This is a genomic window from Carboxylicivirga caseinilyticus (assembly GCF_050589785.1).
GTDB classification, from domain to species: domain Bacteria; phylum Bacteroidota; class Bacteroidia; order Bacteroidales; family Marinilabiliaceae; genus Carboxylicivirga; species Carboxylicivirga caseinilyticus.
The window spans coordinates 1-25,708 of record NZ_JBNGOX010000015.1; the positions used below are offsets into that span (position 1 = coordinate 1).

The window sequence follows — 25,708 nt, forward strand, 5'->3', positions numbered from 1 at the left end:
CAATTCAAATCGTCACGCTATTAAAAATCGCTACAAGTACGACTAACAAAGAATTTCAAAGATCGTTTTTTAATCTTAATCGCCCACTAGTGTCTTTTTATAAAGGTTTATTAATTCCTCTGAGTTGCCTAAAATCTCATCTATTTTGGCATTCTGCATGGCAGCATCTTGTTGGTTTTTAAACCTTGATAAAATAATTATTTTTAAATCTGTACCTAGGTATCCGGCATATGTTTCAAAAGGTGTCTGAATGTTATTTTTCTTATATAGGGCAACCCATTCTTTCGTTAAACTTTTTAACTCATCCATTTTGCCTGGGATAGCAAATAATTCCATGTATTCGATATAGTTGTTGCCTTCTTCTCCTTTTAATCCTTCTGGCCAATAAGAGAGTGATTTACTCCAGTAAATAATAAATGATTTGTTCCTCGAATAGGTATCGTCATAAAGTTTAAACATATTATCCCATCCTTCCTTGTCAGCCTCATAGACTTCATTAAATGCCTTGTTTATGCTGTCGACATAGGCTATTTTTTGTCCCATTGGTATGGAAAAGTATATGTTATACTCATCGTCACTAAACGTATGTATTGGATATTTGAAGCTATGGTCCGCCAAAAACTGAACATTGGCTTTCACTGCATCCAGATATTCAAAATACATCGAAGGTTTTACCTGATCTTCCATTAGGAAAAAGGGACGATACTTCACCTCTTCTTTTTCCTGAGAGATGATGATGCAAGGCAGTGATAAAAACATTATCAACATTGCCGCACTAATCTTTTTAATCATAATGTAATGGTTTAAATTAATAATTAGGAAGTAACGCTCAATATACACTGAAAGTAAAGTTGTGTCAATATAAAATTCTGATTATTAATTTGTTAAATATTTAAAGTGGAGAAGTTGGATAAGCTTCACCTTGTTTAGATATTTTTAACCTTAGAATGTTTTATTGAGCCCGATTTGTTTTACTACTTTTGTGCCATTAATTTTTGAGCTGAATCATTATGGACGAAGGCCCCGGAAATAGTACAATAAAAATATTAATCTTCCTGTAAGGGGCTTTATCGGCTTCCTTGCAGGCTAATGATGTAAGGAGGCACTACAATGCTAAAAATCTTCAAAACATTCGGAGGTTATGTTGAAATCAACGAGCCTAAAAATGAATGCTGGATTAATGCCAATAATCCAACTACCGATGAAATTAAAAGACTTACTGATGAGTTTGGTATGCCAATGGATATTGTTAACGATATTCTGGATCAGGATGAACGACCACGTATTGAATTTGATGATCAGTGGACATTAATAATAATGCGAATTCCGGTTAGAGCGCATGATCTGCGTGTTCCCTTTTATACCATACCTTTGGGGATATTCATTAAAGATAATTATACACTTACGCTTTGTTTGCAGGATAATGAAGTGTTACCTGCAGAAGGTCCATCGCCTTTTCGAGATCAGTATCAACAGATAACAGATGGAGTGAATTTTATTCTTCGTTTATTCTTGCGTTCCGGTTGGTTGTATTTGAAGTATTTAAAACAGATTAATCAGATTACTGCTTCTATTGAACAGGATCTGGAAAAATCGATTAAGAATAAAGAACTGAATAAGTTACTTTATATGGAAAAGTGCCTTGTGTATTTTATTACATCAATAAAAGGTAACGAAATGGTTCTGGCACGCTTGAGAAATTCCAGAAAAATTACTTCCGAGATCAACGAAGATCTGCTTGAAGATGCCATGATTGAGAATAAGCAGGCCCTGGAAATTGCCCAAATATATTCCGATATTCAAAGTGGTATGATGGATGCATTTGCTTCCGTTATTTCAAATAACCTGAATGTGGTGATGAAACAATTGACGCTTATTTCAATTATTTTAATGATACCCACTTTAATAGCAAGTTTTTATGGGATGAATGTTCCTAACTATATGGAAAATTGGCAATGGGCAATGCCTGCTATTTTGCTTGGATCACTGGTTCTTTCAATTCTGGGAGTTCTTTTATTTCGCAAAAGGCAGTGGTTTTAACACAATGTCACAATAAATAGAAGAGACGAGGGTAGCAATATCTTCGTCTTTTTTGCTTTAGCAAATTGTGTTAAAGTTTTTATCTTTAAAACAAAAAGATGATTTTACTGCTGGCCTACCTTTTCTTAGCTCTTTTTGTTTCGTTTTTGTGTTCCATAATGGAATCCGTTTTATTATCCACACCTCAGGCATTTCTGCTTGTAAAACAAGAAAAAGGAAATTCGTGGGCCGGGCAATTTATTGAATTTAAATCCAATGTTGATAAACCTTTGTCAGCAATTTTGTCATTAAATACTGTTGCTCATACTATTGGAGCTGCAGGTGTTGGTGCTCAGGCGGTAAAAGTTTTTGGTGAAGCTTCATTTGGAATTGTTTCGGCAATACTTACCATTTTGATTCTGATCGTTACTGAGATCATTCCCAAAACAATCGGAGCAAGGTATTGGAGGAATCTGGCCGGTTTTACTTCTTTTACTATCCGATTGATGATAATAGTTACTTATCCGTTGGTAATCATGTCAGCTTTTATCACCAAAATATTTTCTAAGAATTATAAAGAGAATGTAGTAAGCAGGGAAGAGATAGCTGCTCTGGCCAGTATTGGAGCAGATGAAGGTGTTTTTTCTGATAAGGAACATAAAATTATTCAAAATATTTTGCGGCTTAAAAATATTAAGGTAAAAGAAATAATGACTCCGCGTGTGGTAATTACATTGGCCAGCGAAGAAATGACTCTTGGTGAATTTTTTAAAAACAAAGATTTTTTGAAGTTTTCAAGAATACCAGTCTATTCAGGTAATGATGAAAATATTACCGGTATTGTCTTTCTGCAAAACGTCTATGAAAAACTGGCTGATGATAAGCATGATGTCAGGCTAAAAGAGATTAAAAAAGAAGTTCAGTTTTTCCCAAGTCATATGGAACTGTTCTCAATATGGGAGAATTTACTTGATAAGCATCAGCATATGGCAGTAATTGTCGATGAGTATGGCGGATTGGATGGTATTGTTACGATGGAAGATATTATTGAAACACTTCTTGGATTGGAAATTGTTGATGAAAACGATACCATTGTTGATATGCAGAAATATGCCAGGGAACGGTGGGCTAATCGCCAGACAAAATTTATCATGCTCGAAAACCTGGGAGATAAACAGTAAGAATTCAGTTGATTAGAATAATAATGTAATAAATCGATAGAAGTTAAGATAAATGATTTTCCATAAATCTTAAATATTCCTACATCCATCAAAGCGAAATGTTCATATCTGTAAAATATTGACATTGTAATATATTCAGTCGTACATTTGCTTAACAACAATCTGGAATATGAGAATAAGGAATATCATATTTATTTTACTTCTGGTTTTAATCTGGAGTTGTGAGAAGGAGGAAATTGATCCTGGCTTCATGGGTATTACTGAAACCGATGATACAGGTATTATTCTTAAGTCTGACGACAACGACTGGCAATTCTATGAGAGCTGGAGTAATAATATTGAATCCTTATTTAATAATGGTTTTGAAACAGATTGCAGTCTCGATAGTTATTTGTATCAGGTCTCAGCTTATCCAAATCCTTGTATAGATAACTGCTATCTTAAGATCAGTATGCCAATGGGGCACACATTTCATTATCGAATTGTTGATGAAGATTTAAATGTGTTGTTAAGTGGTCAGACAGAAAGTACTTCCTTAAAAATAGACGTGTCGGAGTTGGGTAAAACAAGTGAAGTGGTGCGTATGTACTACAAAATTATTAATCACTCTTGTGAATTAAGAGGACACGGTGATATTCTTATTCAGTAAGATTTAATTAATTGAAAGTTAAGAAATGTAGTTTGGTTACAAATATTAACTAAACTAATTCAATCACTAATACTTTTACGTTAATTTTCCGCATTAAATCCAATAAAACAAATTTCCTTATATTTGAAGCTTGTCAAATAGTCAGATAGCTTGATAAGAGATTATAATGGAAATCAGAAGAACCTTTGATTTGCTTACCAACCTTAAGCACAATATTCAGAAGGATGATATATTGTGTGCCAAGCGCAATAAGGAGTGGGTAAAATTTAGTGTGAATGAGTACAGTGAGCAAGCTCGTCTTTTTAGTTACGGTTTGCTTGAGTTAGGGTTTAAAAAGGGCGATAAAATTGCCACGGTAACCAATAACCGGCCGGAGTGGAACTTTGTTGATATGGGAATGTCAATGATTGGAGTAGTACATGTTCCGATTTACCCTACGATATCTGATGAAGAATATAAATATATTTTGGAGCACAGTGATGCCAAAATATTAATTGTTTCAGATGTAACTCTTTATAACCGACTTAAAGAGGTTGCTGCAAACATCGAAAGCATTGAAGAGGTTTATACCTTTAATGATATACCTGAGGCAAAAAACTGGACTGAAATCACTCAACTGGGAGAGAAGCATCGTATCTCGTGGAAAGATAAATTCAAAGAGATAAGAGATTCTATAAGTGATGAAGAATTAGTTTCTATCATTTATACTTCCGGCACAACAGGGAATCCTAAAGGAGTGATGTTGAGTCATAAAAACTTCATGAGCAATATGAAGGATGCTTATCCACTCTTCCCTCTTTCTCCAAAGGATAATGTGTTAAGTTTCCTGCCCCTTTGTCATGTATATGAGCGGATGATTAATTATCTGTATCAATACAATGGATGTAGTATTTACTATGCCGAGAATCTGGGTACCATTGCTCAGAATCTGGTTGAAATAAAAGCTTCAGCTTTTGTAACAGTACCGCGTGTTATTGAAAGGATTTACGATAAATTGGTTGCAAAAGGAAATGATCTTTCGGGCTTAAAGAAGGTTTTGTTTTTCTGGGCAATGCATTTAGGAGAACGATATAGGGCAAACGGGAAAAATTATCCTTTGTATGCTATAAAATTGAAAATCGCCCGTAAGCTAATCTTTTCGAAATGGCAAAAAGCATTCGGAGGGAATTTACGTTTTGTAGTTAGCGGTGGTGCAGCTTTGCAGCCACGTTTGAGTCGCCTGTTTTTTGCAGCCGGAATTCCATTGATGGAAGGTTATGGATTGACAGAAACAGCCCCGGTTATTGCGGCTAATTATATTGCGGAACCAGGCAATTTGAAGATTGGAACCGTAGGCCCCGTTTTTAAAAGTGTTCAGGTCAAGATAGATGATGATGGAGAGATTCTGGCCAAAGGTCCGAATATTATGATGGGTTACTATAAAGATCAGCAAAACACTGATGAGGTAATTGATAATGATGGATGGTTTCATACTGGTGATATTGGTACTTTGCTTAATGATAAGTTTTTAAAGATAACCGATCGCAAAAAAGAGATGTTTAAGCTGTCGAATGGTAAATATATAGCACCTCAGGCAATTGAAAATCTTCTGAAAGAATCAGATTTTATAGAGCAAGCCATCATTGTAGGGGAGAGCGAAAAGTTTGCCGGTTCAATCATTGCCCCTAATTTTGAGTTTTTGCATATGTGGGCACATGAGCATAAGATTCATTTTAGAGATAATAAAGAGTTGATTGCAGATGAGAAAGTACTGGCCATCTTCAGAAAAGAAGTACACCGCTTTAACAAACAGTTGGGTACCCATGAGCAGATTAAACGTTTTCGAATGGTTTGTGATAACTGGTCAGCACCAACAGGTGAACTTTCTCCGACATTAAAGCTTCGCCGACGTGTTATCTATAAAAAGTATGCTGATATTCTGCGTCAAATGTATGATTATCATGAATCGGAAGAAAACCGCGGATCCATTAGTTTTAACTAATATATTTCAACTCCTCGTTATGAAACGGGGAGTTTTTATTTGTTTCTCCATCGGGTGATGATGAGTAATCCAAAGAATGTAATCAGTCCATTAAGGATTAGTTTTTCGAAACCCATTGGCGCTCCAAACCAGGCTTTTGAATTATAATCTACAATACCGATTAGAACAGGAGCAATTATTGCAATTAACGGAACCCAATAGTCTTTTACTTTTAGTTTTGTAAATAGTCCAAAGGAGTATAAGCCTAATAATGGCCCATAGGTATATCCTGCCAGATTAAAAATGGTACTGATGATACTATCGCTATTGAATATCCTGAAAAGTAGAATAACCAATGCCAATAAGAGACTAAAGCCAATATGAACGATAAAACGGATTTTTTTGGCTTGCTGTTCTGTTTTATTCTTTAGTCCAATTATATCAACCGAAAAGGATGTTGTTAATGAGGTAAGTGCCGAATCAGCACTTGAGTAGGCAGCTGCAACTAATCCTAAAATAAAAAATATCCCAACTATTTGCGGTAAATGACCACTTGTAGCAATGATGGGGAAAAGATCATCAGCATTTTTAGGAATGGCTATTCCCTGATTGTTTGCAAAAATGTAAAGTAAAACACCAAGTCCAAGAAATAATAAATTAACAGGTACAAAGGCAAATCCATACGAATGCATATTTTTCTGAGCATCCTTCAGATTACGACAGGTAAGGTTCTTCTGCATCATATCCTGATCAAGTCCTGTCATCACAATAGTGATGAAGGCGCCTGAAAAGAATTGCTTTATGAAATGCTGTTTTGAACTCCAGTCGTCGAAAACAAAAATGGATGAATACTCGCTTTGAGAAATGGTGTTGATCATACTACCAAACGATAGATTCATGCTTCTGGAGATGACAACAACAGTTATTCCAACGCTCAATAACATAAATAAAGTCTGCAAAGTATCTGTCCAGATGATGGTTTTGATACCTCCTTTAAATGTGTATAGCCAGATAAGCAGAATAGTAATTAATACAGTGGCTTCAAAAGGAACTTTAAAAGCTTCAAAAACGGTCAGTTGTAAAACGTTTGCAACCAGGTATAATCGAGCTGACGCACCAATGGTTCTTGATAAAAGAAACAAAAATGATCCTGATTTATACGACCAAAAACCAAAACGATCTTCGAGGTATGAATAGATGGACGTAAGGTTTAATCGGTAATAGAGTGGAAGCAGGATGTGTGCAATAACCAGGTAACCCAGAAAATATCCCATAACCATTTGCATGTATGTCATGCCGGTAGAGCCAACCCATCCGGGCACCGAAATAAAGGTAACACCAGAAAGCGAGGCTCCAATCATTCCAATGGAAACAATGTACCAGGGTGACTGTTTGTTACCTCTGAAAAAAGTATCGTTATCGGCTTTTCGACCTGTTATTATTGAAATAGTAATTAAAACAGCAAAGTAGGCAGCTATGATTGAGGCTATCAGGATAGGATTCATCTTTCTTAATTTGTATCCAAATATAATAGAATCTGTTTGATGTAAAAGAATCGACAGTTGATCTAAACAGGCAGTTCGATATCAGAAGCTGATTGCTGGTATCTTTTTATTACCTTTGACATCGAATCAAAAGAAGAATATGACCTCAGCCTCTTTTCCTTCAAAATTACTCGAATCGGCAGTTAACGAATTTGCTAAATTGCCCGGTATAGGCCGAAAAACAGCCTTGCGTTTGGTTTTACACTTGCTTAAACAGGAAAGAGAAACTGTCTTTAAATTTTCTGATTCTATCCGGTTGATGCGGGAAGAAATAATGTATTGTAAGAGTTGTCATAATATTTCGGATAGTGAAACTTGCCATATTTGTGCCAATACCAATCGAAATCATGAATTGATATGTGTGGTGGAAAGTATCAGGGATGTGATGGCTATTGAAAATACACAGCAATTTGATGGAGTGTATCATGTTTTGGGAGGTGTAATTTCTCCAATGGATGGCATTGGTCCGGATGATTTGACGATAGGTCCACTTGAAGAAAAACTAAAAGCAGGGAATATAAGTGAGGTGGTTTTTGCACTAAGTACCACCATGGAAGGAGATACAACCAATTTTTATTTATTTAAGAAGTTTGAAAAATACGGTGTAAGGATGACAACCATTGCCCGGGGAGTATCCATTGGCGATGAACTGGAATATACTGATGAGGTAACCTTGGGGAGGTCGTTGGTTAATCGATTACCGTTTGAAAATACTTTGTAATTATGGAAAGCAATAAAACTATCAGGCAAATTCAAATAATATATTTTGCCATTGTCATTGTTCTGGCTGCCTTTGCAGGTTTTGCTTTTTATTTTGTTTTCGCTATTGGTAAAGTTAGCAGCTTTGATTTGCAAATGGAGAACAATCTGAAATCTTTAAACGTTATTCTGGCTCTTGTTGGAATACCATCGTCTTACATGTTTTTTAAGCGAAAAGTGAGTCATATTGACAGAAATATGTCGTTCGACCGTAAAGTAATACAATACCGAACAGCCTTTTTTATTAAGATGACAACGCTTGAGGGATTGTCGTTGATAAGTATTTTAATCTATCTTTCAACAGGCGAGATAAACCAGTTGATAGTATTTGGATTACTCTATCTCTTTATGCTATTGAATTATCCTTCAGTAAATTCGATAAAGAAAGATTTAGAAGAAATTGATAATGACCTTTAAACCTATAATTTATGCTTATAGCGGTTGATTTTGACGGAACCATTGTAGAACATAAATACCCAGCCATTGGGAAGGAGAAAATATTTGCCTTTCAAACATTAAAAGCTTTGCAAAAACAAGGTCATTTACTTGTTTTGTGGACCATACGATCCGGAAAATTATTGGATGAGGCAGTGGAATATTGCCGAAAGAATGGTGTGGAATTTTACGCGATTAACCGTACATACCCTGAAGAGGTGATTGATGAAACCATGAGCCGAAAAGTAAATGCCGATGTTTTTATTGATGATAGAAATGTTGGTGGTTTTCTGGGGTGGGGAGAAATATGGCAACAGCTAAATAAAGATGCTGATCAGGCTCAAAAAGATCACTATCGCAATGAGTATAACAAAGCCAAAAGAAAGACACTTTGCGGTTTTTTCAGGTATTTGTTTTGTGGTGATGAGTAATTTGTATTTCCAGGAATATTGTAAGAAATGAAACAACATAATCCGGATATCTCCATTATCATCGTCAGTTATAACTCCTGGGAGTTTCTGGATCTTACTCTTTTTTCTGTTTCCAAAGCAATTGAAGATATATCGGCTGAAGTGATTGTAGTTGACAATGCTTCCTCAATAAATATCGTAGATCGTGTTAGGCAGTCTTATCCCTTCGTGATAACTGTTGGGAATAATGAAAACCTGGGCTTCTCCAAAGCCAATAATATTGGACTGAAAATGGCAAAAGGAAAAATTGCCGTCTTGGTTAATCCTGATATTATTGTTGGTGAAGATACGTTTAAGGTAGTCTTAAATCATTTCGATCAAGATCCAGTAGCGGGAGGCATTGGACTAAGAATGATTAATGGCGAAGGTAACTACTTAAAAGAGTCGATGAGAGGTTTACCTACTCCCTTTGCTTCTTTTTGTAAAATCACTGGATTAGTTTCACTATTTCCAAAATCAAAGCAAATAGCCCGTTATTATCATGGCGATCTGGATGAGACCCAAAATCAAAAGGTTGATGTTCTTGCGGGAGCGTTTTTAGCTCAGCGTCGAGATGATAATGGTGAGTTTGAGTTGCTGGATGAGCAATATTTTATGTATGGCGAGGATATTGATTTGTCATATTGCCTGATGAATAAGTTTGGGTCTAATCATTTTCTTGGAGCCGCTCCTATCATACATTTTAAAGGAAAATCCACCGTTGCTAGCAAAGAAATCTATCAATATTTTTATCAATCAATGTGGATTTTTCATCGTAAGTATTTCTTTAAGAAAACGTTTTTTCTGGTTAATGCTTTGATTTGGGTAGCTATCAATGGAATTCAGGTACTGAAAACCGCAATGCTTGAGTTGCCCGTAAGAACAGCTAAGAATAAAACTTTTCGTCCTTCAAGAATACTGTTGATCAGTCATGATGAAAAACTCAAAGATAAACTAGGTGAAACCTATCATCCTGCTGAAATATTCATATCAGAGAAAATAGATGAATCTCAAATGTCTGATATGATTGTGTTTGATATGGGCAGCATTTCTTTAAAAGATATAATTACGGGTATCGTGAAAAATGGCACGGGTGCATATGCATATGCTTCACCGGATGGGAAATATATGATTGAAAACAGCCTTGTGGGAGGTAAAGGCCAGGTTGTTTATTTTTAATAGAATCGTTTCAACTATTCTGTGCGGCTCTAAAAAGCCATAGTGACACTAATTTCAGTAAGAACCGACATTTTAAACTGAATTTATTTATTAACTTGTAGCACCATAAACAAGTAAAGTTAATCTAACTCATATCGTATAATGCAGTGCCTAAACACACCAAAAGTTATTAGTATTCTATTTTTTATTTTTTGTGTTAATGTGGTTCTGACTGCTCAACCCAAGCTAAAAAAGAAGGAGTTGAATGCCATTACCGATGATATTAATCTGGAGAAGTTTGATGTAGCGGCACAAAAAATAAAGCATCTGATGATTAATCATCCTGAAGAGCCAATTCTGAACCTACAGATGGGGTTGTGTCTCCTGAATATTGATTATAAAACAGATGATGCGATACCTTTTTTAGAAAAAGCAAAAGAAAGTTATCCGTTGGATAAAAATAAAAAAGAGAGAGCCATTGAAGCAAGATATTATCTGGCTCAGGCATATCACCTTAATCATCGATTCGATGAGGCATTAGCCGAACTTATTGCATTAAAGGATAATATACCTGCCAAGCAAAAAGCTTTGCTGAAAGAGATAGAAAGAGAAACCACCTACAATGAGAATGCCATAAAATTGAAAAGTAATCCGGTTGATTTTCGTATCAGTAATCTGGGTCAGGCGATTAATAGTGAGAATGATGAACATAGTCCGGTAATTTCGGCAGATGAATCAATATTGATCTTTACATCAAATCGTCAGGGAACAGGTAGTCTTACTACTTCAGACGGACAATACTACGAAGATATCCATAAAGCCATTTGGAGAGAGGGCAGATGGTTACCCGCTATGAATATTGGTCAAACAATTAATACGGCTGGTAATGATGCAACCTGCAGTTTGAGTGCTGATGGACAAACAATGATTGTTTATCGGAATGATGGTATTTCCGGAGATTTGTTATATTCCAATCTTACCGATAAAGGATGGACTGAGCCGGTGAAATTTCCGAAACCCATCAATACAGATTACAACGAAACGCATGGCTCTTTTTCATATGATGGAAATACGCTGGTTTTTGCCAGTGATCGCCCCGGAGGTTTTGGTGGTAAGGATTTGTACATGGTTACTAAATTACCTGATGGAACCTGGGGTAAAATAATGAATCTGGGTCCTACCATAAATACCATTGAAGACGAAGAAAGCCCTTTCCTATCTCATGATGAGAAAACCTTGTATTTTGCTTCTATGGGGCATATGTCAATGGGAGGATTCGATATTTTTTCTACTCAAAAATTAGATGATAATGAGCAAAAATGGAGTGAACCACAAAATATTGGCTATCCAATAAATACTCCTGGTGATGATTTGTTTTATTCTCCAACGCTTGATGGTCAAAGAGTCTATTATGCATCAGAACGCCCTGGTGGTTATGGAAGATCAGATATCTGGTTGATTGAATATCCTGAAAATGACGAAAGAACACTGGCAGTTGTGGCAGGTTTTATTTTTACACAGGAAGGAATTCCATCGTATGAATCGGAGATAACAGTAACAAAAAAAGAATCTGGAGAGAAGGTAGGAGTATATCGTCCGCATCCTGAAACCGGAAAGTATGTGATAATTGTTCCGACAGGAGTTGAATATACAATGACGATTCGAACTTCTGGAAAAGCAACTTTTGTTAAGGATTTTACCATACCCGCACGATTGGATTTTCCAACCAGGGGAAATGCTTCTTATCTTGATCCGATTGTAGTTGAAGACATGAAAGATGGTCAATAAAGGAGATTATTGTACCTTTTATCAAAATTATTTCATTTTGATACATATTAACAGTTTGTAATTTCTTATTTTGCATTTGATTAATTAATTGATAATAAATTTAGCCAGCCCAAATATGATACATCGTTCTTTACTGGTAGTCATTGCCGTATTTTTGTCAGCTCAGTTGGTGAGTGCTCAAACTCGTGATAACAAGAAATTTAAAGATGCCGTTTATCTGATGGATAACAAAGCCTATGAGGAGGCAAAAGACCTTTTTGAGGAATTGTTAGCTGAAGATGCTGAGGATGTTGAGGTTTTGTATAATCTTGGATATTGCGAAATGAGTCTGGGAACTCATGAGGAGTCTATTAAAGTTTTTGAGAAATTATATTCCTTATTGCCTGAAGAAGAAAAAGCAGGTGATGTGGCAATTGATGTGCAAAGCTTTATTGGAATGAATTATCAATTGATGCTTCAACCTGAAAGGGCCATTGAATTATATGAAAAGGTACTTGCAACTGTTGATCCTTTAAAGAAAGATGTTATTACAAACCTTCGTCGTCAGATTGAATATTGTGAGAATGCGATTGCTTTAATGGCTGCTCCGGTAAAATTGGTTGTTAAAAATCTGGGTCCGGAAGTAAACTCCAAGTACGACGACCATAGTCCTCTTATCTCAGCGGATGAGTCATTATTACTTTTTACATCTCGTCGTGCTTCAAGCTATAGCGACTTATTACCTGATGGGCAATATGCTGAGCGTGTTTATTCATCTGATAAGAAAGATGGAGCCTGGGATAAAGCCAAATCGTTGAAAGAGCTGTTTCGCAAGAAAGGACATGAAGCTGGTGTTTGTCTTTCAATTGATGGAACAGAGCTTTATATCTACAGAAATGATATTGATGGTGCCAATATTTATCACAGTACCTTTGATGGTGAGGATTGGACTGAGCCAGTTAAGTTACCGGAGCCGATAAACTCAAGATATGTTGAGACGCATGCCTCAATTTCACCTGATAACTCAACGTTGTATTTTACCAGTAACCGTGAAGGTGGTGTTGGAGGATTGGATATTTATAGAGTGCGTCGCTTACCTAACGGAGAGTGGGCAAAGCCTGAGAATATGTCGATTTTAAATACACCATATGATGAGGAAACACCTATTATTCATCCTGATGGAAGAACTTTATACTTCAGTTCTGAAGGTCATAACAGTATGGGTAAATTCGATATTTTCTATTCTCAACTACAGGAAGATGGTGAATGGAGTGCACCAAAGAACATAGGTTATCCGATTAATACACCTGATGATGACTTTTTCTTTGTGCCAACTGCAACTCAAAATATTGCCTATTACGCTTCATCAAGATACGAAGGTAGTTTAGGAGGGTCAGATATCTATTTGATCGAATACGAAGAGCCTGAGATTAATCGCCTGGCTGTATTTAAAGGAAAAGTAGTTAGTGGAGATGCTCCATTGGAAAATGTGCGTATTTATGTGAGTGATGCTGAGACTGATGAAGAGGTTGGTGCTTACAAACCACATCCTGGAACCGGAAAATATGTGTTAATTCTTGAAGCAGAGAAAAAATATAAGATTACATATGCCGGAGATGGATATGAAGAAGTTAATGCAATAGTTGATGTTGAAAGGGAAATGGCCTATAAGAAAAGCTCTCAGACATTAACATTGGAAGATACTGAAATGAAGTATCTGATTGCAGAAAAACCAAAAGATGAGGCAGTGACAGAAGTAATGGATGATTCAGATGGAATACCTTATTACACTGTTCAGTTTGTTTCTTTGAAAAAGCCTGAAATAACCAACGATTTATTTACGAAGCATGGTCTGGATGCCAGTTTAATTAAAGTATATGAGTGTAAAGACGGTTGGTTCCGCTATGCTTATGGTGCTTATAAAGGTTATAAGGCTACTTTAAAAGTAAAAAGCACTGTCTTTGGCAATGTTAAAATATGGGATGATGCATTTGTTCGGGAAATCAAACAATTGAATAGTTTAGCTAAAGAAAAAACAGAATAATGAAACAAGAAGAGCTGGTTCTTAGAGCTCTTGAGCCCACAGATGTTGATTTACTTTACAAGTGGGAAAATGATATGAAGATATGGGAGGTGAGCAATACGCTCACCCCTTTTTCAAAGCACCAATTAAAATTGTATGTTGAGCAGGCTCAGCTTGATATATACCAAACCAAACAACTTCGTTTAATTCTTGAACTGGAACCAACCAATATCCCGGTTGGTATGATTGATCTATTTGATTTTGATGGTTTTCACCAGCGAGGTGGAGTTGGAATTATTATTCACGAAGATTACAGGGAAAAAGGCTATGCTTATGAAGCGTTGGAAATGTTTTTGGCTTACTGTTTTGATACACTCGGTTTGAAACAGGTTTATGCCAATATCTCAGCGGATAATAATGCCAGTATCAGATTGTTTGAAAAAGCCGGATTTTCATTGATTGGAACAAAAAAACAATGGTTGAAAACCAAAGGTGGTTTTGTTGATGAATTAATGTATCAGAAAATCAATGCTTAATAGTGAAAAAGATTTACTTCTATTTCGGTTTTATAATAACTATCTATTTACTTCTTATTGCATCAGAAATAGCAAATCTAAAGCAATACACGCCGGTTTATACAGTTTCATTTTCTACAATATCTGAACTTGAACCAAAGGCTTTCTTTTTACGAGTATATTATTTTATTAATATCGTTGAATTGATGGGTTTTGTATTGTTGTTAAAAGGAATGCTGATAATTAAAAATGGAAGACACGCGAATAAGCCATATTTCCTCTCAGGCTTACTAATATTGCCTATTATTTATTTCATATTACGGATACAATAAAGCCCGACTCATGGCCGGGCTTAATATATCGGATGAATATCCTGTGAGGTTATGCTTCCAGTTTGTTTTTGATTAATGCAACCGCTTCTTCAATGGCAGTATCTAATCCATCAAGATTTTTACCACCTGCAGTTGCAAAAAATGGTTGGCCACCGCCGCCACCTTGCATGCGTTTGGCAGCTTCACGAACGATAGTGCCTGCATTTAGGTCATATTCTTTAACTAATTTCTCACCAATTAAAATTGCCAGCTGAGGCTTGCCTGCTACTTCTCCGCCAAGGACTACTACAACATTGTCATCAGACTCGTTTTTAATCATATGAGCCAGATCTTTTAGCTGATCAGCAATAACTGGTTTAACCTTCGCGGCCATCAGACTAACACCGTTAAAATCCTTGGCAGAATCCATGATATTGCGTTTTTCAATGGTTAAAGCACTTTTCTTCATGCTTTGAACCTCTTTACTCATCACAACATTCTCTTCCATCAGACTTTCGATATTTTTCTTAAGATTAGCAGGATTCTTAAACATGTTCTGCAATTCCTTAATCAAACCAAACTGTTGGTTGATGAATTCTTCTGCTTTTGAACCTGTAACAGCTTCAATTCGTCGAATGCCAGCAGCAATGGATGATTCACTGATGATTTTGAAGAATCCTAACTCCCCTGTTGCTTTAACGTGTGTGCCACCACACAGCTCAACTGATTCACCAAATTTAATGGTACGAACCAAATCACCGTATTTCTCACCGAAAAGAGCCATGGCTCCCATTTCTAATGCTTTTGGATATGGAATCTCACGATTCTCTTCCAGATTAATATTTTGTCTGATTTTACTATTTACAATGGCTGCCACCTGATCCAGTTCTTCTTCAGAAACCTTTTGGAAATGTGCAAAGTCGAAGCGTAAATATTCTGGGTGTACCAACGATCCTTTTTGTTCAACATGTGTTCCTAATACTTCGCGCAGAGCACTATGCAGAAGGTGTGTAGCAGTATGGTTATTGGCTGTACTCTGGCGAGCACTTGTGTTGACTATAGCTTTAAAATTACCATTTAAATTACTTGGTAACTGTTTTGCCAGATGTACAATAAGGTTGTTCTCTTTTTTGGTATCGATGATTGAAATTTTCTCATCGCCCTGCTGGATGTAACCAGAATCTCCAACCTGTCCTCCGCTCTCAGCATAAAAAGGAGTGATGTTGAATACAAGCTGGTAAAGCTCCTTGTTTTTAGCTTTTATTTTACGATATCGGGTGATGAAAACTTCAGTTTCGAGATAATCGTATCCGATAAATTCTTCGCGATCGTCTTGCTGTAAAACCTGCCAGTCGTCAGTTTCGATAGCTGTTGCGTTGCGAGCACGTTCCTTTTGTTTATCCATCTCAATCTGGAATTCTTCGCGATTAACAACCAATCCGTTTTCTTTTAGGATCAGTTCCGTTAGATCTAATGGAAATCCAAATGTGTCGTATAATTCAAATGCCACAGCTCCATGTACAACATTGAAGTTCTTCTCTTTGGTGTCGGCAATGATTTTATCCAGCATATTGATACCTGTAGACAGCGTTCTTAAGAAAGATTCTTCCTCTTCTTTGATAACTTTTTCTACAAGTGTTTTTTGTGCCTGCAACTCAGGGTATGCTTCGCCCATTGTGGCGATAAGTGTATCAATAAGTTTATAAATAAAGGCTTCCTTACTATTCAGGAAGGTATAACTGTAACGAACTGCACGACGAAGAATTCGACGAATTACATAACCAGCTTTGTTGTTAGAAGGCAACTGACCATCAGTGATAGAAAATGCAATGGTTCTGACGTGATCAGAAACAACACGCATGGCGATATCTATCTCTTCTACTTTACCATATTCAAAACCTGAAAGTTCGGCTATTTTATTAAGTAATGGCTGGAAAATATCAGTGTCGTAGTTTGATGTTTTTCCCTGTATGGCACGACACAAACGTTCGAATCCCATACCTGTATCCACGTGTTTATTAGGAAGAGGTACCAACTCGCCGTTTGCTTTTCTGTTGAATTGGATAAATACAAGGTTCCAGATTTCTATTACCTGCGGGTGGTCTTTATTAACCAATGATTTGCCGTCAACTTTAGCACGCTCATCATCTGAACGCATGTCGATATGTATTTCAGAGCAAGGACCACAAGGACCTGTATCTCCCATTTCCCAGAAATTATCCTTTTTATTCCCGTTGATAATACGGTCGGCCGAAATCCATTCTTTCCAGTTATCTGCAGCTTCATTATCACGTTCAACGTTATCTTCTTTGCTGCCTTCAAAAACAGTTACATATAATCTGTCTTTGTCTATTTTTAATACTTCAGTAAGGTATTCCCAGGCCCATTCAATAGCTTCTTTCTTAAAGTAATCGCCAAAGGACCAGTTGCCTAGCATTTCAAACATAGTGTGATGATAGGTATCATGCCCAACTTCTTCCAGGTCATTGTGCTTACCTGATACCCGCAGACATTTTTGAGAATTGGCAACCCTTGGACTAACGGGTTCGTTATTTCCCAAAAAAATGTCTTTAAACTGGTTCATACCAGCATTTGTGAACATCAAAGTAGGATCGTTCTTTACAACCATTGGTGCTGAAGGAACGATTTTGTGTTGTTTTGATCTGAAAAAATCCCAAAAACTCTTCCTGATTTCAGATGCCGTCATCATGTTTTGCTAATTTATAATGTCTGTTATTTATTTTTCAGTACTAAAAAAGGCTCAAACAAAAGAATAGAGCCTGATTTTTTGATTTTAAGTTCATTAAATACCTAAATAGTATTCAAACCTTTACTAAACAAAAAAATTTCTTGCAAAGTTAGATTATTTACCTAATTTTGGACGATTCGTGGATAATTTTTTAATTTTAAAATAAAACTGATCAAGACATGTCTAAGGTCAAATACAGATACAATCCTGAAACACTTAGTTATGATCGTATTCAGAAAGGATTTAATTACTATTTTACCCGAATTTCAATCTACCTTACTTCTTTTCTGATTCTAGGTGTAATTCTATACTTTGTATATCCCTACATTTTTGAAAGTCCCAAAGAAAAGCGTCAGGCCAGAGAAATTCAGCAGCTTCTGTCACAGTATGATATTATGAACAAAAAGCTGGATCAGGTTGAATCGGTATTAGAGGATATTGAACTTCGGGATGAAAATATTTACAGATCCATTTTTCAGGCTGATAGTATTCCAAAGACTATTCGCCGTGCTGGTTTTGGTGGTGTAAACCGTTATGAGCACCTTGAAGATATGGATAATAAAGAACTCGTTACAAAGACTGCCCGTAGATTGGATATTGTAATGAAGCAATTATATGTCCAATCAACTTCATTTGATGAAGTTATTGAACTGGCTAAGCAAAAAGACGAAATGATTCGTTCAATTCCAGCCATCATGCCTATTTCAAATAACGATCTGCGAAGAACTGCCTCTGGGTGGGGATATAGGATACATCCAATTTATAAGGTTCGTAAGTTTCATTATGGAATGGATTTTACGGCTCCAACCGGTACCGAAGTATATGCTACAGGTGATGGGGTTGTTTCGAAAATCACAAATGAAGTACGAGGGTATGGTAAGCGTGTTGAAATAGATCACGGTTTTGGTTACACTACCTTGTATGCTCATATGAACGAATTTAACGTAAAAATGGGGCAAAAGGTGAAACGTGGCGAAGTGATTGGCTACGTTGGAAATACCGGTACAAGTACTGCTTCACATTTACATTACGAAGTGATTGAGAAAGGTCGAAAAGTTAATCCTCAGCATTATTATTTCAAAGAGGAGCTTACTGCTGAGCAATATGACCGAATGATTCAGATTTCTTCGAACTCGAACCAAACATTTGATTAAAATCAATTCAAAATAAAGTAAAAAAGCCGCGTAAAGCGGCTTTTTTTGTATGACTGTTGTATCAGTTTGTTAACTGATGGGTTTAAGCGTCTGAGCTGATATTGTTGTTGCTTTAGGAGAACTGATACCCATGCTTTTAATTGGTTTTTCAAAAGGCATATAAAAATCACCATCGCCATCTATTACCAATCGATCCTTTAGTTCCGGAAAATCAATTCGGGTTAGATCTTTTATTTTATGCAAAACCTGCTTTGAAGGATCGGGAAAGGTACCTGCACCTTTAATTTGGTGAAAGGAATGAATTTTTCCTCTGACAAAAGAGCCGTCTGTTTCAGTCCATATTTGGATTACAGGAGTTAAGGCATTAGCTCCACTTAAATTAAAACGGCTGTAGGTGCAGAAATTACCCAGGCTATAAGCAATGAAGCGATCTTTATAGATTTCAATGGAGCGAGGAACATGAGGGCCATGACCAAAAACAATGTCGGCTCCGGCTTCAATCATCGCATGGGCAAATTCATAAACATTACCTCTGTTTTCTCCATAAAAGATTTCTGTTTGTCGGGTCACATGTTGGTGATCCTTACCTTCGGCGCCACCGTGAAAGGAGACTACAACGTAATCACATTTTTCTTTTAATTCTTTTACTATTCTAACAGCATTGTCTATGTCGCCAATCTGAACTGTACCAGTATTGGGAGCAAACCCACAAAGACCAATTTTGTAGTTTTCGAATTCAAGAATATCAGTAGGCTTTGATTCAAGACCAGCAAAGGGTATTTCCAGACTGTCGAGTATTGCAGTTGTTTTTCTTAAGCCGGCAGGGCCAAAGTCTCTGATATGGTTATTAGCCAGGTTTAATAAGTTAAAACCAACCTTTTTTAATGTCGGTGCAAATGAAGTGGGGGTTTTAAATGCATAACATTTAGTGGTATCCTTGCATCTTTTGAAAACAGCTCCTTCATCGAGAAAAGCTCCTTCAAGGTTGCCAAAAACGATATCTGCCTCAGCAAAAACAGGCTGAACTTCTTTCAATAGTGGCCAGGGATCATTGTTAGGAGGTAAATATTGAGTGGAAGGAAAATGAGTGCCAAGCATCATATCACCAACTCCAATAAATGACAGTCCACTTTTGGTTTGATTTGTTTGTGCGATTGCAAAGGTAAAGGATAAGATAGTGCATATAAATATCCCAAAGCTTCTCTTCATAATAAGTTGTTTTGTTCAAAGATAATACTATTCGAGAAGGCAAGGCGCGAGCTGTTATGGTTTTTATGGTAGATTGAGTTAAATGTTCGAATTTACTGAATAGCAGATGTATCTTATTTATCAGTATTGACAGTTCGAGTTTATGGTTTGGCAATTAGTTAAATTACTACTAATATTGTAATACTATCGTTTACTTGATTTAAAGGTGTAGTTGAGCAGTGGATTATTGCTGTATTCAACTAGTTAACAAATAAAGATACATGCCTTATAAAGAAAAGAAAGTCGAAAAGTTATATTACTCAATCGGCGAAGTTGCTGAGATGTTTGATGTTAATACTTCCTTAATTCGTTTTTGGGAGAAGGAGTTTGATGTGATTAAACCTCATAAGAACAAAAAGGGAAATCGCATGTTTACTCCTACTGATGTTGAGAACTTTCATCTTATTTTCCATCTGGTTAAAGAAAAAGGAATGACATTGAAAGGGGCTCAGAAAAAGTTGAAAGAAAACAGGGATGATACTATTCATGATTTTGAGGTAGTGTCGAAGTTGAAAGAGATCAGAGAACTGTTGATTGAGGTGCGGGATAATATCGATAATTAAACATGAGCAGAGTAAGGGATGTAATGAATGTGATGGAGCAGTTTGCGCCATCGGCTTTAAAAGAAGATTTCGACAATGTTGGGTTAATATTGGGAGATGCTGATGAAGAGGTAAGAGGAGTGCTGGTAACCCTTGATATTACTGAAAAAGTAATTGATGAAGCCATAGCAAATAATTGTAATATGGTTGTTTCGCATCATCCAATTATGTTATCTGGTTTAAAAAAGATCACCGGAAAAAATGACATGGAGCGGGTGGTTTTAAAATCAATCAAAAATAATATTGCAATTTATGCCTCGCATACCAATGCTGATTCAGTAATGGATGGTGTGAGTGGAAAAATGTGTGATAAGCTAGGTTTAAAAAAACGTAAGATATTATCGCCTATAAAAGAGAGCCTTGTAAAGTTGGTTGTGTTTGTTCCTGTTGATCATGCAGAGAATGTTAGAAAGGCGATTTTTAAAGCAGGTGCAGGAGTTATTGGAGAATATGGTTCGTGCAGTTTTAGCCAGGAAGGTCAAGGAACTTTCAGAGCAAGTGAAAATACCAATCCATTTGTGGGAGAAAGGGGAGAGCTTCATTTTGAGAAAGAAGTGCGAATAGAGACCATTCTGCCTTCATACCTTAAAGGTAAAGTAGTTAATGAGATGGTTAACGCTCATCCTTATGAAGAAGTTGCCTATGATATTTATCCTTTAAAAAATGATTGGGAAAAAGCAGGGATTGGAATGATTGGAGAATTGGATGAGGCCTGTGATGAGATAGATTTTCTAAAAGAAGTAAAAAATATATTTAATGTTGGTTGTGTACGTCATACCCAGCTATTAAATAAAAAAGTAAAAAAGGTGGCGGTTTGCGGTGGTTCCGGAAGTTTTTTATTGAGCAAAGCAATTGCTGAAAAAGCCGATGTTTTTATTACGGGAGACTTTAAGTATCACCAGTTTTTTGATGCTGAAGAGCGAATTGTTATTGCAGATATTGGACATTTTGAAAGCGAACAATTCACTAAAGAAGTTTTTTTTGAGTTACTTACAAAAAAATTCTCTAATTTTGCAGTCCGTTTATCATTAGAGAATACCAATCCAGTAAATTATTTATAAAGAATGGCAACAATAGATCCGAAAGCAAAAGAAAAAGAGATGTCAGTAGAAGAAAGACTGAAAGCTCTTTACGACCTTCAAACAGTGGAGTCTTCGATTGACAAGATTCGTACGCTTAGAGGTGAGCTTCCTTTGGAGGTTCAGGATTTGGAAGATGAGATTGAAGGGTTGGATACCCGTATGGCTAACCTTGACGGGGAGATTAAAAGTTTGAATGACGCCATCCTGGGTAAAAAGAACGAAATTAAAGAATCAGGTTTGCTGATAAAAAAATACGAAGCGCAACAAATGAATGTGCGTAACAATCGTGAATTCGATTCTTTATCTAAAGAGATTGAGTTTCAGAAACTGGAAATCGAATTATGCGAGAAACGTATTAAAGAGTTCACGGCTGAGTTGAAAAACAAGAAAGAAGTTGGCGAATCTTCAAAACAATTGTTAGAAGATAGAAAAGCTGACCTTGCAGCCAAAAAGAAAGAACTTGACGAGATCGTTGGAGAAACTCAGGTTGAGGAAGAGCGAATGATGCAAAAATCAGAAGAAATTGCAACAAGTGTTCCTGAACGTCTGTTAACTGCTTTCAGAAGAATTCGCAAAAATGCCAGAAATGGATTAGCAGTAGTTACCGTTGAACGTGATGCTTGTGGTGGTTGTTTTAATAAAATTCCACCTCAGCGCCAGTTAGATATCGCTTCACACAAAAAAGTAATTGTTTGTGAGTATTGCGGTCGAATTTTGGTTGACAGAGCGATTGGTGGTGAAGAAGCTGCAGAGTAATTTCTGCCAGTAAAAAATATTAAATTGCAGCCGGACATTTGTCCGGCTGTTTTTGTTTAGTTGATATTGATGAAGATTGTATTATCTGTATTTCTGTTTCTCGTTTCATTTTCTCTCCATTCTCAAAGTAATGAATGGTTGAGTTCCAAAGCACAGCTGTGTTTGAGCGATGAGTATCAGTATAACTTTTCTGATTTCGGATCTCTGAACGAAGATGAAACCTACTATTTAAGTGCCTACAGATGCTTTTTGCAATTTGTGAACTATGAAGATGAGGATTGGGTTAAGTCTTTTGAGAAAGAACAAAACAGACTCCTTAAAATAACAAAAACGGAAAATCAGAAAGTAAATATGATGCTTATTAATCTTGATGTTCAATTGGGATTGATGCAGGTAATGAAAGGTGATGAAATAACTGGAGTTTATAATATTTATAAAGCTTATAAGTCGTTTGAAGGATTAGATAAAAACCAATGTGATGCCCTGGAATATCAAAAACTACATGGTTTGTTTTTGATTTTTGCTGATCAGGTTGAAAATCAATATGGTTTCTTGTCCTGGTTGTTTGGAATTGAAGGAGATAGTGAACTGGGTTTTCAGTTATTACGATCGTACATAAGTCAAACAAAATACAAGGACGGTTTGCATACGGAAGGCTTATTGTTATTGGCCTACAGTAGTCTGCAGTTTTCAAATATTGAAAGAACGGAGTTAGAGTGGCTTCTGGAGGAAGCTGAAAGATATGGATCCCCTGTACTTTCTTTTGTTGTTGCCTTAAATGCGGTTAAGATTAATGAGTCTAAACTGGTTTTTGACTGGATTCACGATTGGAAAGGACATCAGATTCACAAGTTTCCTTTGCTTGGCTATATAAAAGGCAGGTTTTTGCTAAATGAACTGAAGGAGGAAGGAATTGCCTATTTGGAACAATATTGTAATGATGGCAATAGAAATCGGTATTATGCTGATGCAATTTATAGAATTGCCAGATTCTGTCATGTTAAAGAAGAGGGGATTAAAAGAAATGCCTGGCTAAGTTTGATTGATGAAACTGATAATCTCACAACCAGTCTGGATCGGCAGGCAAAGTCTGAATACGGGATGTTAAAAGATTGTCCTGTTGCATTAGTTAAAGCACGGTTTTTAATAGACGGAGGAGATTACCTGACTGCCATTAGTGTTTTAAATACCGATTCAATAAACAAATATTCTTCTTTTTATGAGATTGAATGGTGGTATCGTTTGGCAAGGGCAGAGCACCTGCTGAATAATTATAAACAAGCCTTAATGGCCTATGATAAGGTCATCTCTTTGTCTGGTGATGATAGTCGTTATTTTGGACCTTATTCAGCCTTGTTTGCATCAGAGATTATGGTTGAACAAAAAAGCTTTGAAAAAGCCCATCAATATTTGCAATGGGCATCAGATTTAAACACAGGAGAATATCAAAAAGAAATAACGATTAAGATTGATGCTGCATTAAAAAAGGGGGCTAGCTAATTTTATACTGCATTATTGAGCTTCTTTATGCTACCGACCGTACGGTTTAGATTAAATTTACAACTATTTAAAATTTAGATAGCCTAAATATCTAATGTATCTACTATTTTTGTGTAAATTGTGAATCTAAAATTATTAATTACTTAACCGTTTTATTATGAAAAATAGTTTACTTTTTTCTTTTCTTTTATTATTTGCTGTTTTTACTGGTGTGAATGGACAAATATTAATAAATGAGTTTGATGCAGATCAAGCAGGAACAGATACTGAAGAGTTTATAGAGTTATATAATACTTCATCTTCATCTGTATCATTAGATGGATATGTTTTGGTTTTGTTTAATGGAAGTGGAGACACATCCTATGATGCAATTGACCTTGATGGTTATACAATTGAAGCTAATGGATTCTTTGTAATTGGCAATGTTTCTCAAGCTACTTTGGCAATATCATCTATTCAAAATGGTGCAGATGCAATTGCTTTGTATTCTGGGAGTGCAACTGATTTTCCAAATGGAACTCCTGTAACATCAAATAATTTGGTGGATGCAGTTGTTTACGGAACAAATGACGCTGATGATACTGGTTTGATTGATGTTTTAACTCCAAGCCAGGTGCAGCTTAATGATGATACAGAGAACTCTTTGCAACGTAATACTGATGGTGCAGGAGGAGCATTAAATACATCTGAATTTTATGCTCGAACTCCAACGCCAGGTGCTACGAATGAACTTGTTGCTGGTACCCTAGAGTTAACATCACCTAATGGCGACGTTGATTATACCGCAGGCCAGTCTATTCAATTTAGTTGGAACTCTACTAATGTTGCGAATGTTTATTTTGAAGTTTGGACGGATGAATCTATTTGGGAACAAATTACTGGTGAGATTGCCTCTGTTGATGGAACAAACACTTATGATTTTACTATCCCATTAAATGCCTGGTCATGGGATGCTTATAAAATTAGAGTAGTTGATGCATTAAATTCAGCAGTTTCTGATGAGTCAGATGCAATATTTGCCATTGATGGGCATGATACAGAGGTTTTTTACGAAGATTTTAGTAGTGGAACTTTAGGTAATTTTGAAGCAATTTCTACTAGTGGAGATGCTGTATGGGAATACGGAGTATATAGTGGAACTACCTTTGCTCAGATTGATGGAAGTTCTGCAGATAATGAAGATTGGTTAATTACTCCAGTAATTAATCTTGATAATACTGAAAATGAAACTATTGAATTCAAAACAGCAGTTAATACTTTGCAAGATAATTTAGAAGTTATGTATTCTCTAAATTATGATGGAGGTGGAAATCCTGCTGGTGCAAACTGGACTGGTCTTCCATCTTATGAATTATCACCAGGAAATTGGGAGTTTAAAACTACTATAGTTGATATAAGTTCTTTAACTGGTAATGTTTACTTTGCATTTGTTTATACTTCAAGTGCAAGTATATCAAATAAATGGGAAGTGACCGGAATATATATTTCAGGTAAAGATACCGCTACAGGTCTTGACAAAAAAGAAACAAAGACAGTGAAAGTCGTTCCAAATCCATTCTCAACTGAATTTAAGGTTGAGGGAGCTGATGTTACAGGTGTTACTTTATACAATGCTGCCGGTCAGTTGGTGAAAAATGTTCCTGCTATTTCAGGTGTTGTTTCAACTTCAGATTTGAGCAAAGGAATGTATATCCTTCAGATTAAAATGGCTGATGGAACCGTAACAACTCAAAAAGTGATTAAGAAATAAGTATTAAAATCATTTATATGTAACCGCAGTTCTGTTTGAGCTGCGGTTTTTTATTGGTGTTTCGGATCGCATCTACTTTGAAAGATTGCATTTCAGA

The 25,708-nt window shown here is 36.2% G+C and carries 21 protein-coding genes; 17 read left to right on the forward strand and 4 right to left on the reverse strand.

The window, feature by feature from the left end:
• Window positions 1–75: 75 nt before the first annotated feature.
• Window positions 76–792 carry a hypothetical protein gene (locus tag ACRD62_RS09550; protein ID WP_430819900.1) on the reverse strand — a complete coding sequence of 239 codons (717 nt, stop codon included), beginning with the start codon at window positions 790–792 and terminating at the stop codon, window positions 76–78.
• Window positions 793–1,110: 318 nt separating this feature from the next.
• On the opposite strand from ACRD62_RS09550, the gene ACRD62_RS09555 reads away from it, so the two are divergent.
• The 4 genes from ACRD62_RS09555 to ACRD62_RS09570 all read left to right on the forward strand — a co-directional run bounded on the left by ACRD62_RS09555 (window position 1,111) and on the right by ACRD62_RS09570 (window position 5,830).
• Complete coding sequence (locus tag ACRD62_RS09555) at window positions 1,111–2,040, forward strand: magnesium transporter CorA family protein (protein WP_430819901.1); 930 nt, start codon at window positions 1,111–1,113, stop codon at window positions 2,038–2,040.
• A gap of 98 nt (window positions 2,041–2,138) precedes the next feature.
• Window positions 2,139–3,200 (forward strand): CNNM domain-containing protein, encoded by a 1,062-nt coding sequence (locus ACRD62_RS09560; protein WP_430819902.1) that lies wholly within the window; start codon window positions 2,139–2,141, stop codon window positions 3,198–3,200.
• 169 nt (window positions 3,201–3,369) lie between these two features.
• On the forward strand, window positions 3,370–3,849 hold the full coding sequence (locus tag ACRD62_RS09565; protein WP_430819903.1) for a hypothetical protein: 480 nt from the start codon (window positions 3,370–3,372) through the stop codon (window positions 3,847–3,849).
• 166 nt (window positions 3,850–4,015) lie between these two features.
• Entirely contained in the window at window positions 4,016–5,830 is a 1,815-nt protein-coding gene (locus tag ACRD62_RS09570) for an AMP-dependent synthetase/ligase (RefSeq protein WP_430819904.1), read from the forward strand.
• A gap of 35 nt (window positions 5,831–5,865) precedes the next feature.
• On the opposite strand, the gene ACRD62_RS09575 is transcribed toward ACRD62_RS09570, so the two are convergent.
• On the reverse strand, window positions 5,866–7,314 hold the full coding sequence (locus ACRD62_RS09575) for a sodium:solute symporter (protein ID WP_430819905.1): 1,449 nt from the start codon (window positions 7,312–7,314) through the stop codon (window positions 5,866–5,868).
• Between the two features lie 139 nt (window positions 7,315–7,453).
• On the opposite strand from ACRD62_RS09575, the gene recR reads away from it, so the two are divergent.
• The 7 genes from recR to ACRD62_RS09610 all read left to right on the forward strand — a co-directional run bounded on the left by recR (window position 7,454) and on the right by ACRD62_RS09610 (window position 14,480).
• Complete coding sequence (gene recR, locus ACRD62_RS09580; protein ID WP_430819906.1) at window positions 7,454–8,074, forward strand: recombination mediator RecR; 621 nt, start codon at window positions 7,454–7,456, stop codon at window positions 8,072–8,074.
• A 2-nt stretch (window positions 8,075–8,076) separates the two neighbouring features.
• Window positions 8,077–8,529 carry a hypothetical protein gene (locus ACRD62_RS09585; protein WP_430819907.1) on the forward strand — a complete coding sequence of 151 codons (453 nt, stop codon included), beginning with the start codon at window positions 8,077–8,079 and terminating at the stop codon, window positions 8,527–8,529.
• Between the two features lie 11 nt (window positions 8,530–8,540).
• A complete protein-coding gene (locus ACRD62_RS09590) occupies window positions 8,541–8,978 on the forward strand; it encodes a BT0820 family HAD-type phosphatase (protein ID WP_430819908.1) in 438 nt (145 codons plus the stop codon).
• A gap of 27 nt (window positions 8,979–9,005) precedes the next feature.
• Window positions 9,006–10,175 (forward strand): glycosyltransferase, encoded by a 1,170-nt coding sequence (locus ACRD62_RS09595; protein ID WP_430819909.1) that lies wholly within the window; start codon window positions 9,006–9,008, stop codon window positions 10,173–10,175.
• Window positions 10,176–10,316: 141 nt separating this feature from the next.
• On the forward strand, window positions 10,317–11,942 hold the full coding sequence (locus ACRD62_RS09600; protein ID WP_430819910.1) for a hypothetical protein: 1,626 nt from the start codon (window positions 10,317–10,319) through the stop codon (window positions 11,940–11,942).
• Window positions 11,943–12,057: 115 nt separating this feature from the next.
• Window positions 12,058–13,965 (forward strand): tetratricopeptide repeat protein, encoded by a 1,908-nt coding sequence (locus ACRD62_RS09605; RefSeq protein WP_430819911.1) that lies wholly within the window; start codon window positions 12,058–12,060, stop codon window positions 13,963–13,965.
• A complete protein-coding gene (locus ACRD62_RS09610) occupies window positions 13,965–14,480 on the forward strand; it encodes a GNAT family N-acetyltransferase (protein WP_430819912.1) in 516 nt (171 codons plus the stop codon). Before ACRD62_RS09605 ends, ACRD62_RS09610 begins: the two co-directional genes overlap by 1 nt.
• Window positions 14,481–14,840: 360 nt before the next feature.
• On the opposite strand, the gene alaS is transcribed toward ACRD62_RS09610, so the two are convergent.
• Entirely contained in the window at window positions 14,841–17,480 is a 2,640-nt protein-coding gene (gene alaS / locus ACRD62_RS09615) for an alanine--tRNA ligase (protein WP_430819913.1), read from the reverse strand.
• 218 nt (window positions 17,481–17,698) lie between these two features.
• Here alaS and ACRD62_RS09620 point away from each other — a divergent pair, with 218 nt between their 5' ends.
• On the forward strand, window positions 17,699–18,673 hold the full coding sequence (locus ACRD62_RS09620; RefSeq protein WP_430819914.1) for a M23 family metallopeptidase: 975 nt from the start codon (window positions 17,699–17,701) through the stop codon (window positions 18,671–18,673).
• A gap of 69 nt (window positions 18,674–18,742) precedes the next feature.
• Here ACRD62_RS09620 and ACRD62_RS09625 read toward each other — a convergent pair whose 3' ends face one another.
• The gene (locus ACRD62_RS09625; protein WP_430819915.1) at window positions 18,743–19,882 is read right to left on the reverse strand and encodes a CapA family protein; all 1,140 of its coding nucleotides are present in this window, start codon (window positions 19,880–19,882) and stop codon (window positions 18,743–18,745) included.
• Between the two features lie 260 nt (window positions 19,883–20,142).
• On the opposite strand from ACRD62_RS09625, the gene ACRD62_RS09630 reads away from it, so the two are divergent.
• From ACRD62_RS09630 to ACRD62_RS09650, 5 genes are all read left to right on the forward strand, one after another.
• Window positions 20,143–20,484 carry a MerR family transcriptional regulator gene (locus tag ACRD62_RS09630; RefSeq protein ID WP_321405494.1) on the forward strand — a complete coding sequence of 114 codons (342 nt, stop codon included), beginning with the start codon at window positions 20,143–20,145 and terminating at the stop codon, window positions 20,482–20,484.
• A 2-nt stretch (window positions 20,485–20,486) separates the two neighbouring features.
• The gene (locus tag ACRD62_RS09635) at window positions 20,487–21,584 is read left to right on the forward strand and encodes a Nif3-like dinuclear metal center hexameric protein (RefSeq protein WP_430819916.1); all 1,098 of its coding nucleotides are present in this window, start codon (window positions 20,487–20,489) and stop codon (window positions 21,582–21,584) included.
• A 3-nt stretch (window positions 21,585–21,587) separates the two neighbouring features.
• Window positions 21,588–22,361, forward strand: coding sequence for a zinc ribbon domain-containing protein (locus ACRD62_RS09640; RefSeq protein WP_430819917.1), 774 nt, complete (start codon window positions 21,588–21,590; stop codon window positions 22,359–22,361).
• A gap of 69 nt (window positions 22,362–22,430) precedes the next feature.
• On the forward strand, window positions 22,431–23,861 hold the full coding sequence (locus ACRD62_RS09645; RefSeq protein WP_430819918.1) for a tetratricopeptide repeat protein: 1,431 nt from the start codon (window positions 22,431–22,433) through the stop codon (window positions 23,859–23,861).
• A 157-nt stretch (window positions 23,862–24,018) separates the two neighbouring features.
• Window positions 24,019–25,611, forward strand: a complete 1,593-nt coding sequence (locus tag ACRD62_RS09650; protein WP_430819919.1) for a choice-of-anchor J domain-containing protein — start codon at window positions 24,019–24,021, stop codon at window positions 25,609–25,611.
• Window positions 25,612–25,708: the final 97 nt, after the last annotated feature.

Excerpts from the sequence above, each read along its gene's own strand:
- ACRD62_RS09625 (WP_430819915.1), bottom strand. The coding sequence starts at position 19,882 with ATGAAGAGAAGCTTTGGGATATTTATATGCACTATCTTATCCTTTACC.
- ACRD62_RS09555 (WP_430819901.1), top strand. The coding sequence starts at position 1,111 with ATGCTAAAAATCTTCAAAACATTCGGAGGTTATGTTGAAATCAACGAG.
- ACRD62_RS09575 (WP_430819905.1), bottom strand. The coding sequence starts at position 7,314 with ATGAATCCTATCCTGATAGCCTCAATCATAGCTGCCTACTTTGCTGTT.
- ACRD62_RS09570 (WP_430819904.1), top strand. The coding sequence starts at position 4,016 with ATGGAAATCAGAAGAACCTTTGATTTGCTTACCAACCTTAAGCACAAT.
- ACRD62_RS09595 (WP_430819909.1), top strand. The coding sequence starts at position 9,006 with ATGAAACAACATAATCCGGATATCTCCATTATCATCGTCAGTTATAAC.
- ACRD62_RS09610 (WP_430819912.1), top strand. The coding sequence starts at position 13,965 with ATGAAACAAGAAGAGCTGGTTCTTAGAGCTCTTGAGCCCACAGATGTT.
- ACRD62_RS09550 (WP_430819900.1), bottom strand. The coding sequence starts at position 792 with ATGATTAAAAAGATTAGTGCGGCAATGTTGATAATGTTTTTATCACTG.
- ACRD62_RS09585 (WP_430819907.1), top strand. The coding sequence starts at position 8,077 with ATGGAAAGCAATAAAACTATCAGGCAAATTCAAATAATATATTTTGCC.
- recR (WP_430819906.1), top strand. The coding sequence starts at position 7,454 with ATGACCTCAGCCTCTTTTCCTTCAAAATTACTCGAATCGGCAGTTAAC.
- ACRD62_RS09645 (WP_430819918.1), top strand. The coding sequence starts at position 22,431 with ATGAAGATTGTATTATCTGTATTTCTGTTTCTCGTTTCATTTTCTCTC.
- ACRD62_RS09630 (WP_321405494.1), top strand. The coding sequence starts at position 20,143 with ATGCCTTATAAAGAAAAGAAAGTCGAAAAGTTATATTACTCAATCGGC.
- ACRD62_RS09640 (WP_430819917.1), top strand. The coding sequence starts at position 21,588 with ATGGCAACAATAGATCCGAAAGCAAAAGAAAAAGAGATGTCAGTAGAA.
- ACRD62_RS09560 (WP_430819902.1), top strand. The coding sequence starts at position 2,139 with ATGATTTTACTGCTGGCCTACCTTTTCTTAGCTCTTTTTGTTTCGTTT.
- ACRD62_RS09590 (WP_430819908.1), top strand. The coding sequence starts at position 8,541 with ATGCTTATAGCGGTTGATTTTGACGGAACCATTGTAGAACATAAATAC.
- ACRD62_RS09605 (WP_430819911.1), top strand. The coding sequence starts at position 12,058 with ATGATACATCGTTCTTTACTGGTAGTCATTGCCGTATTTTTGTCAGCT.
- ACRD62_RS09565 (WP_430819903.1), top strand. The coding sequence starts at position 3,370 with ATGAGAATAAGGAATATCATATTTATTTTACTTCTGGTTTTAATCTGG.
- ACRD62_RS09620 (WP_430819914.1), top strand. The coding sequence starts at position 17,699 with ATGTCTAAGGTCAAATACAGATACAATCCTGAAACACTTAGTTATGAT.
- ACRD62_RS09600 (WP_430819910.1), top strand. The coding sequence starts at position 10,317 with ATGCAGTGCCTAAACACACCAAAAGTTATTAGTATTCTATTTTTTATT.
- ACRD62_RS09635 (WP_430819916.1), top strand. The coding sequence starts at position 20,487 with ATGAGCAGAGTAAGGGATGTAATGAATGTGATGGAGCAGTTTGCGCCA.
- alaS (WP_430819913.1), bottom strand. The coding sequence starts at position 17,480 with ATGATGACGGCATCTGAAATCAGGAAGAGTTTTTGGGATTTTTTCAGA.
- ACRD62_RS09650 (WP_430819919.1), top strand. The coding sequence starts at position 24,019 with ATGAAAAATAGTTTACTTTTTTCTTTTCTTTTATTATTTGCTGTTTTT.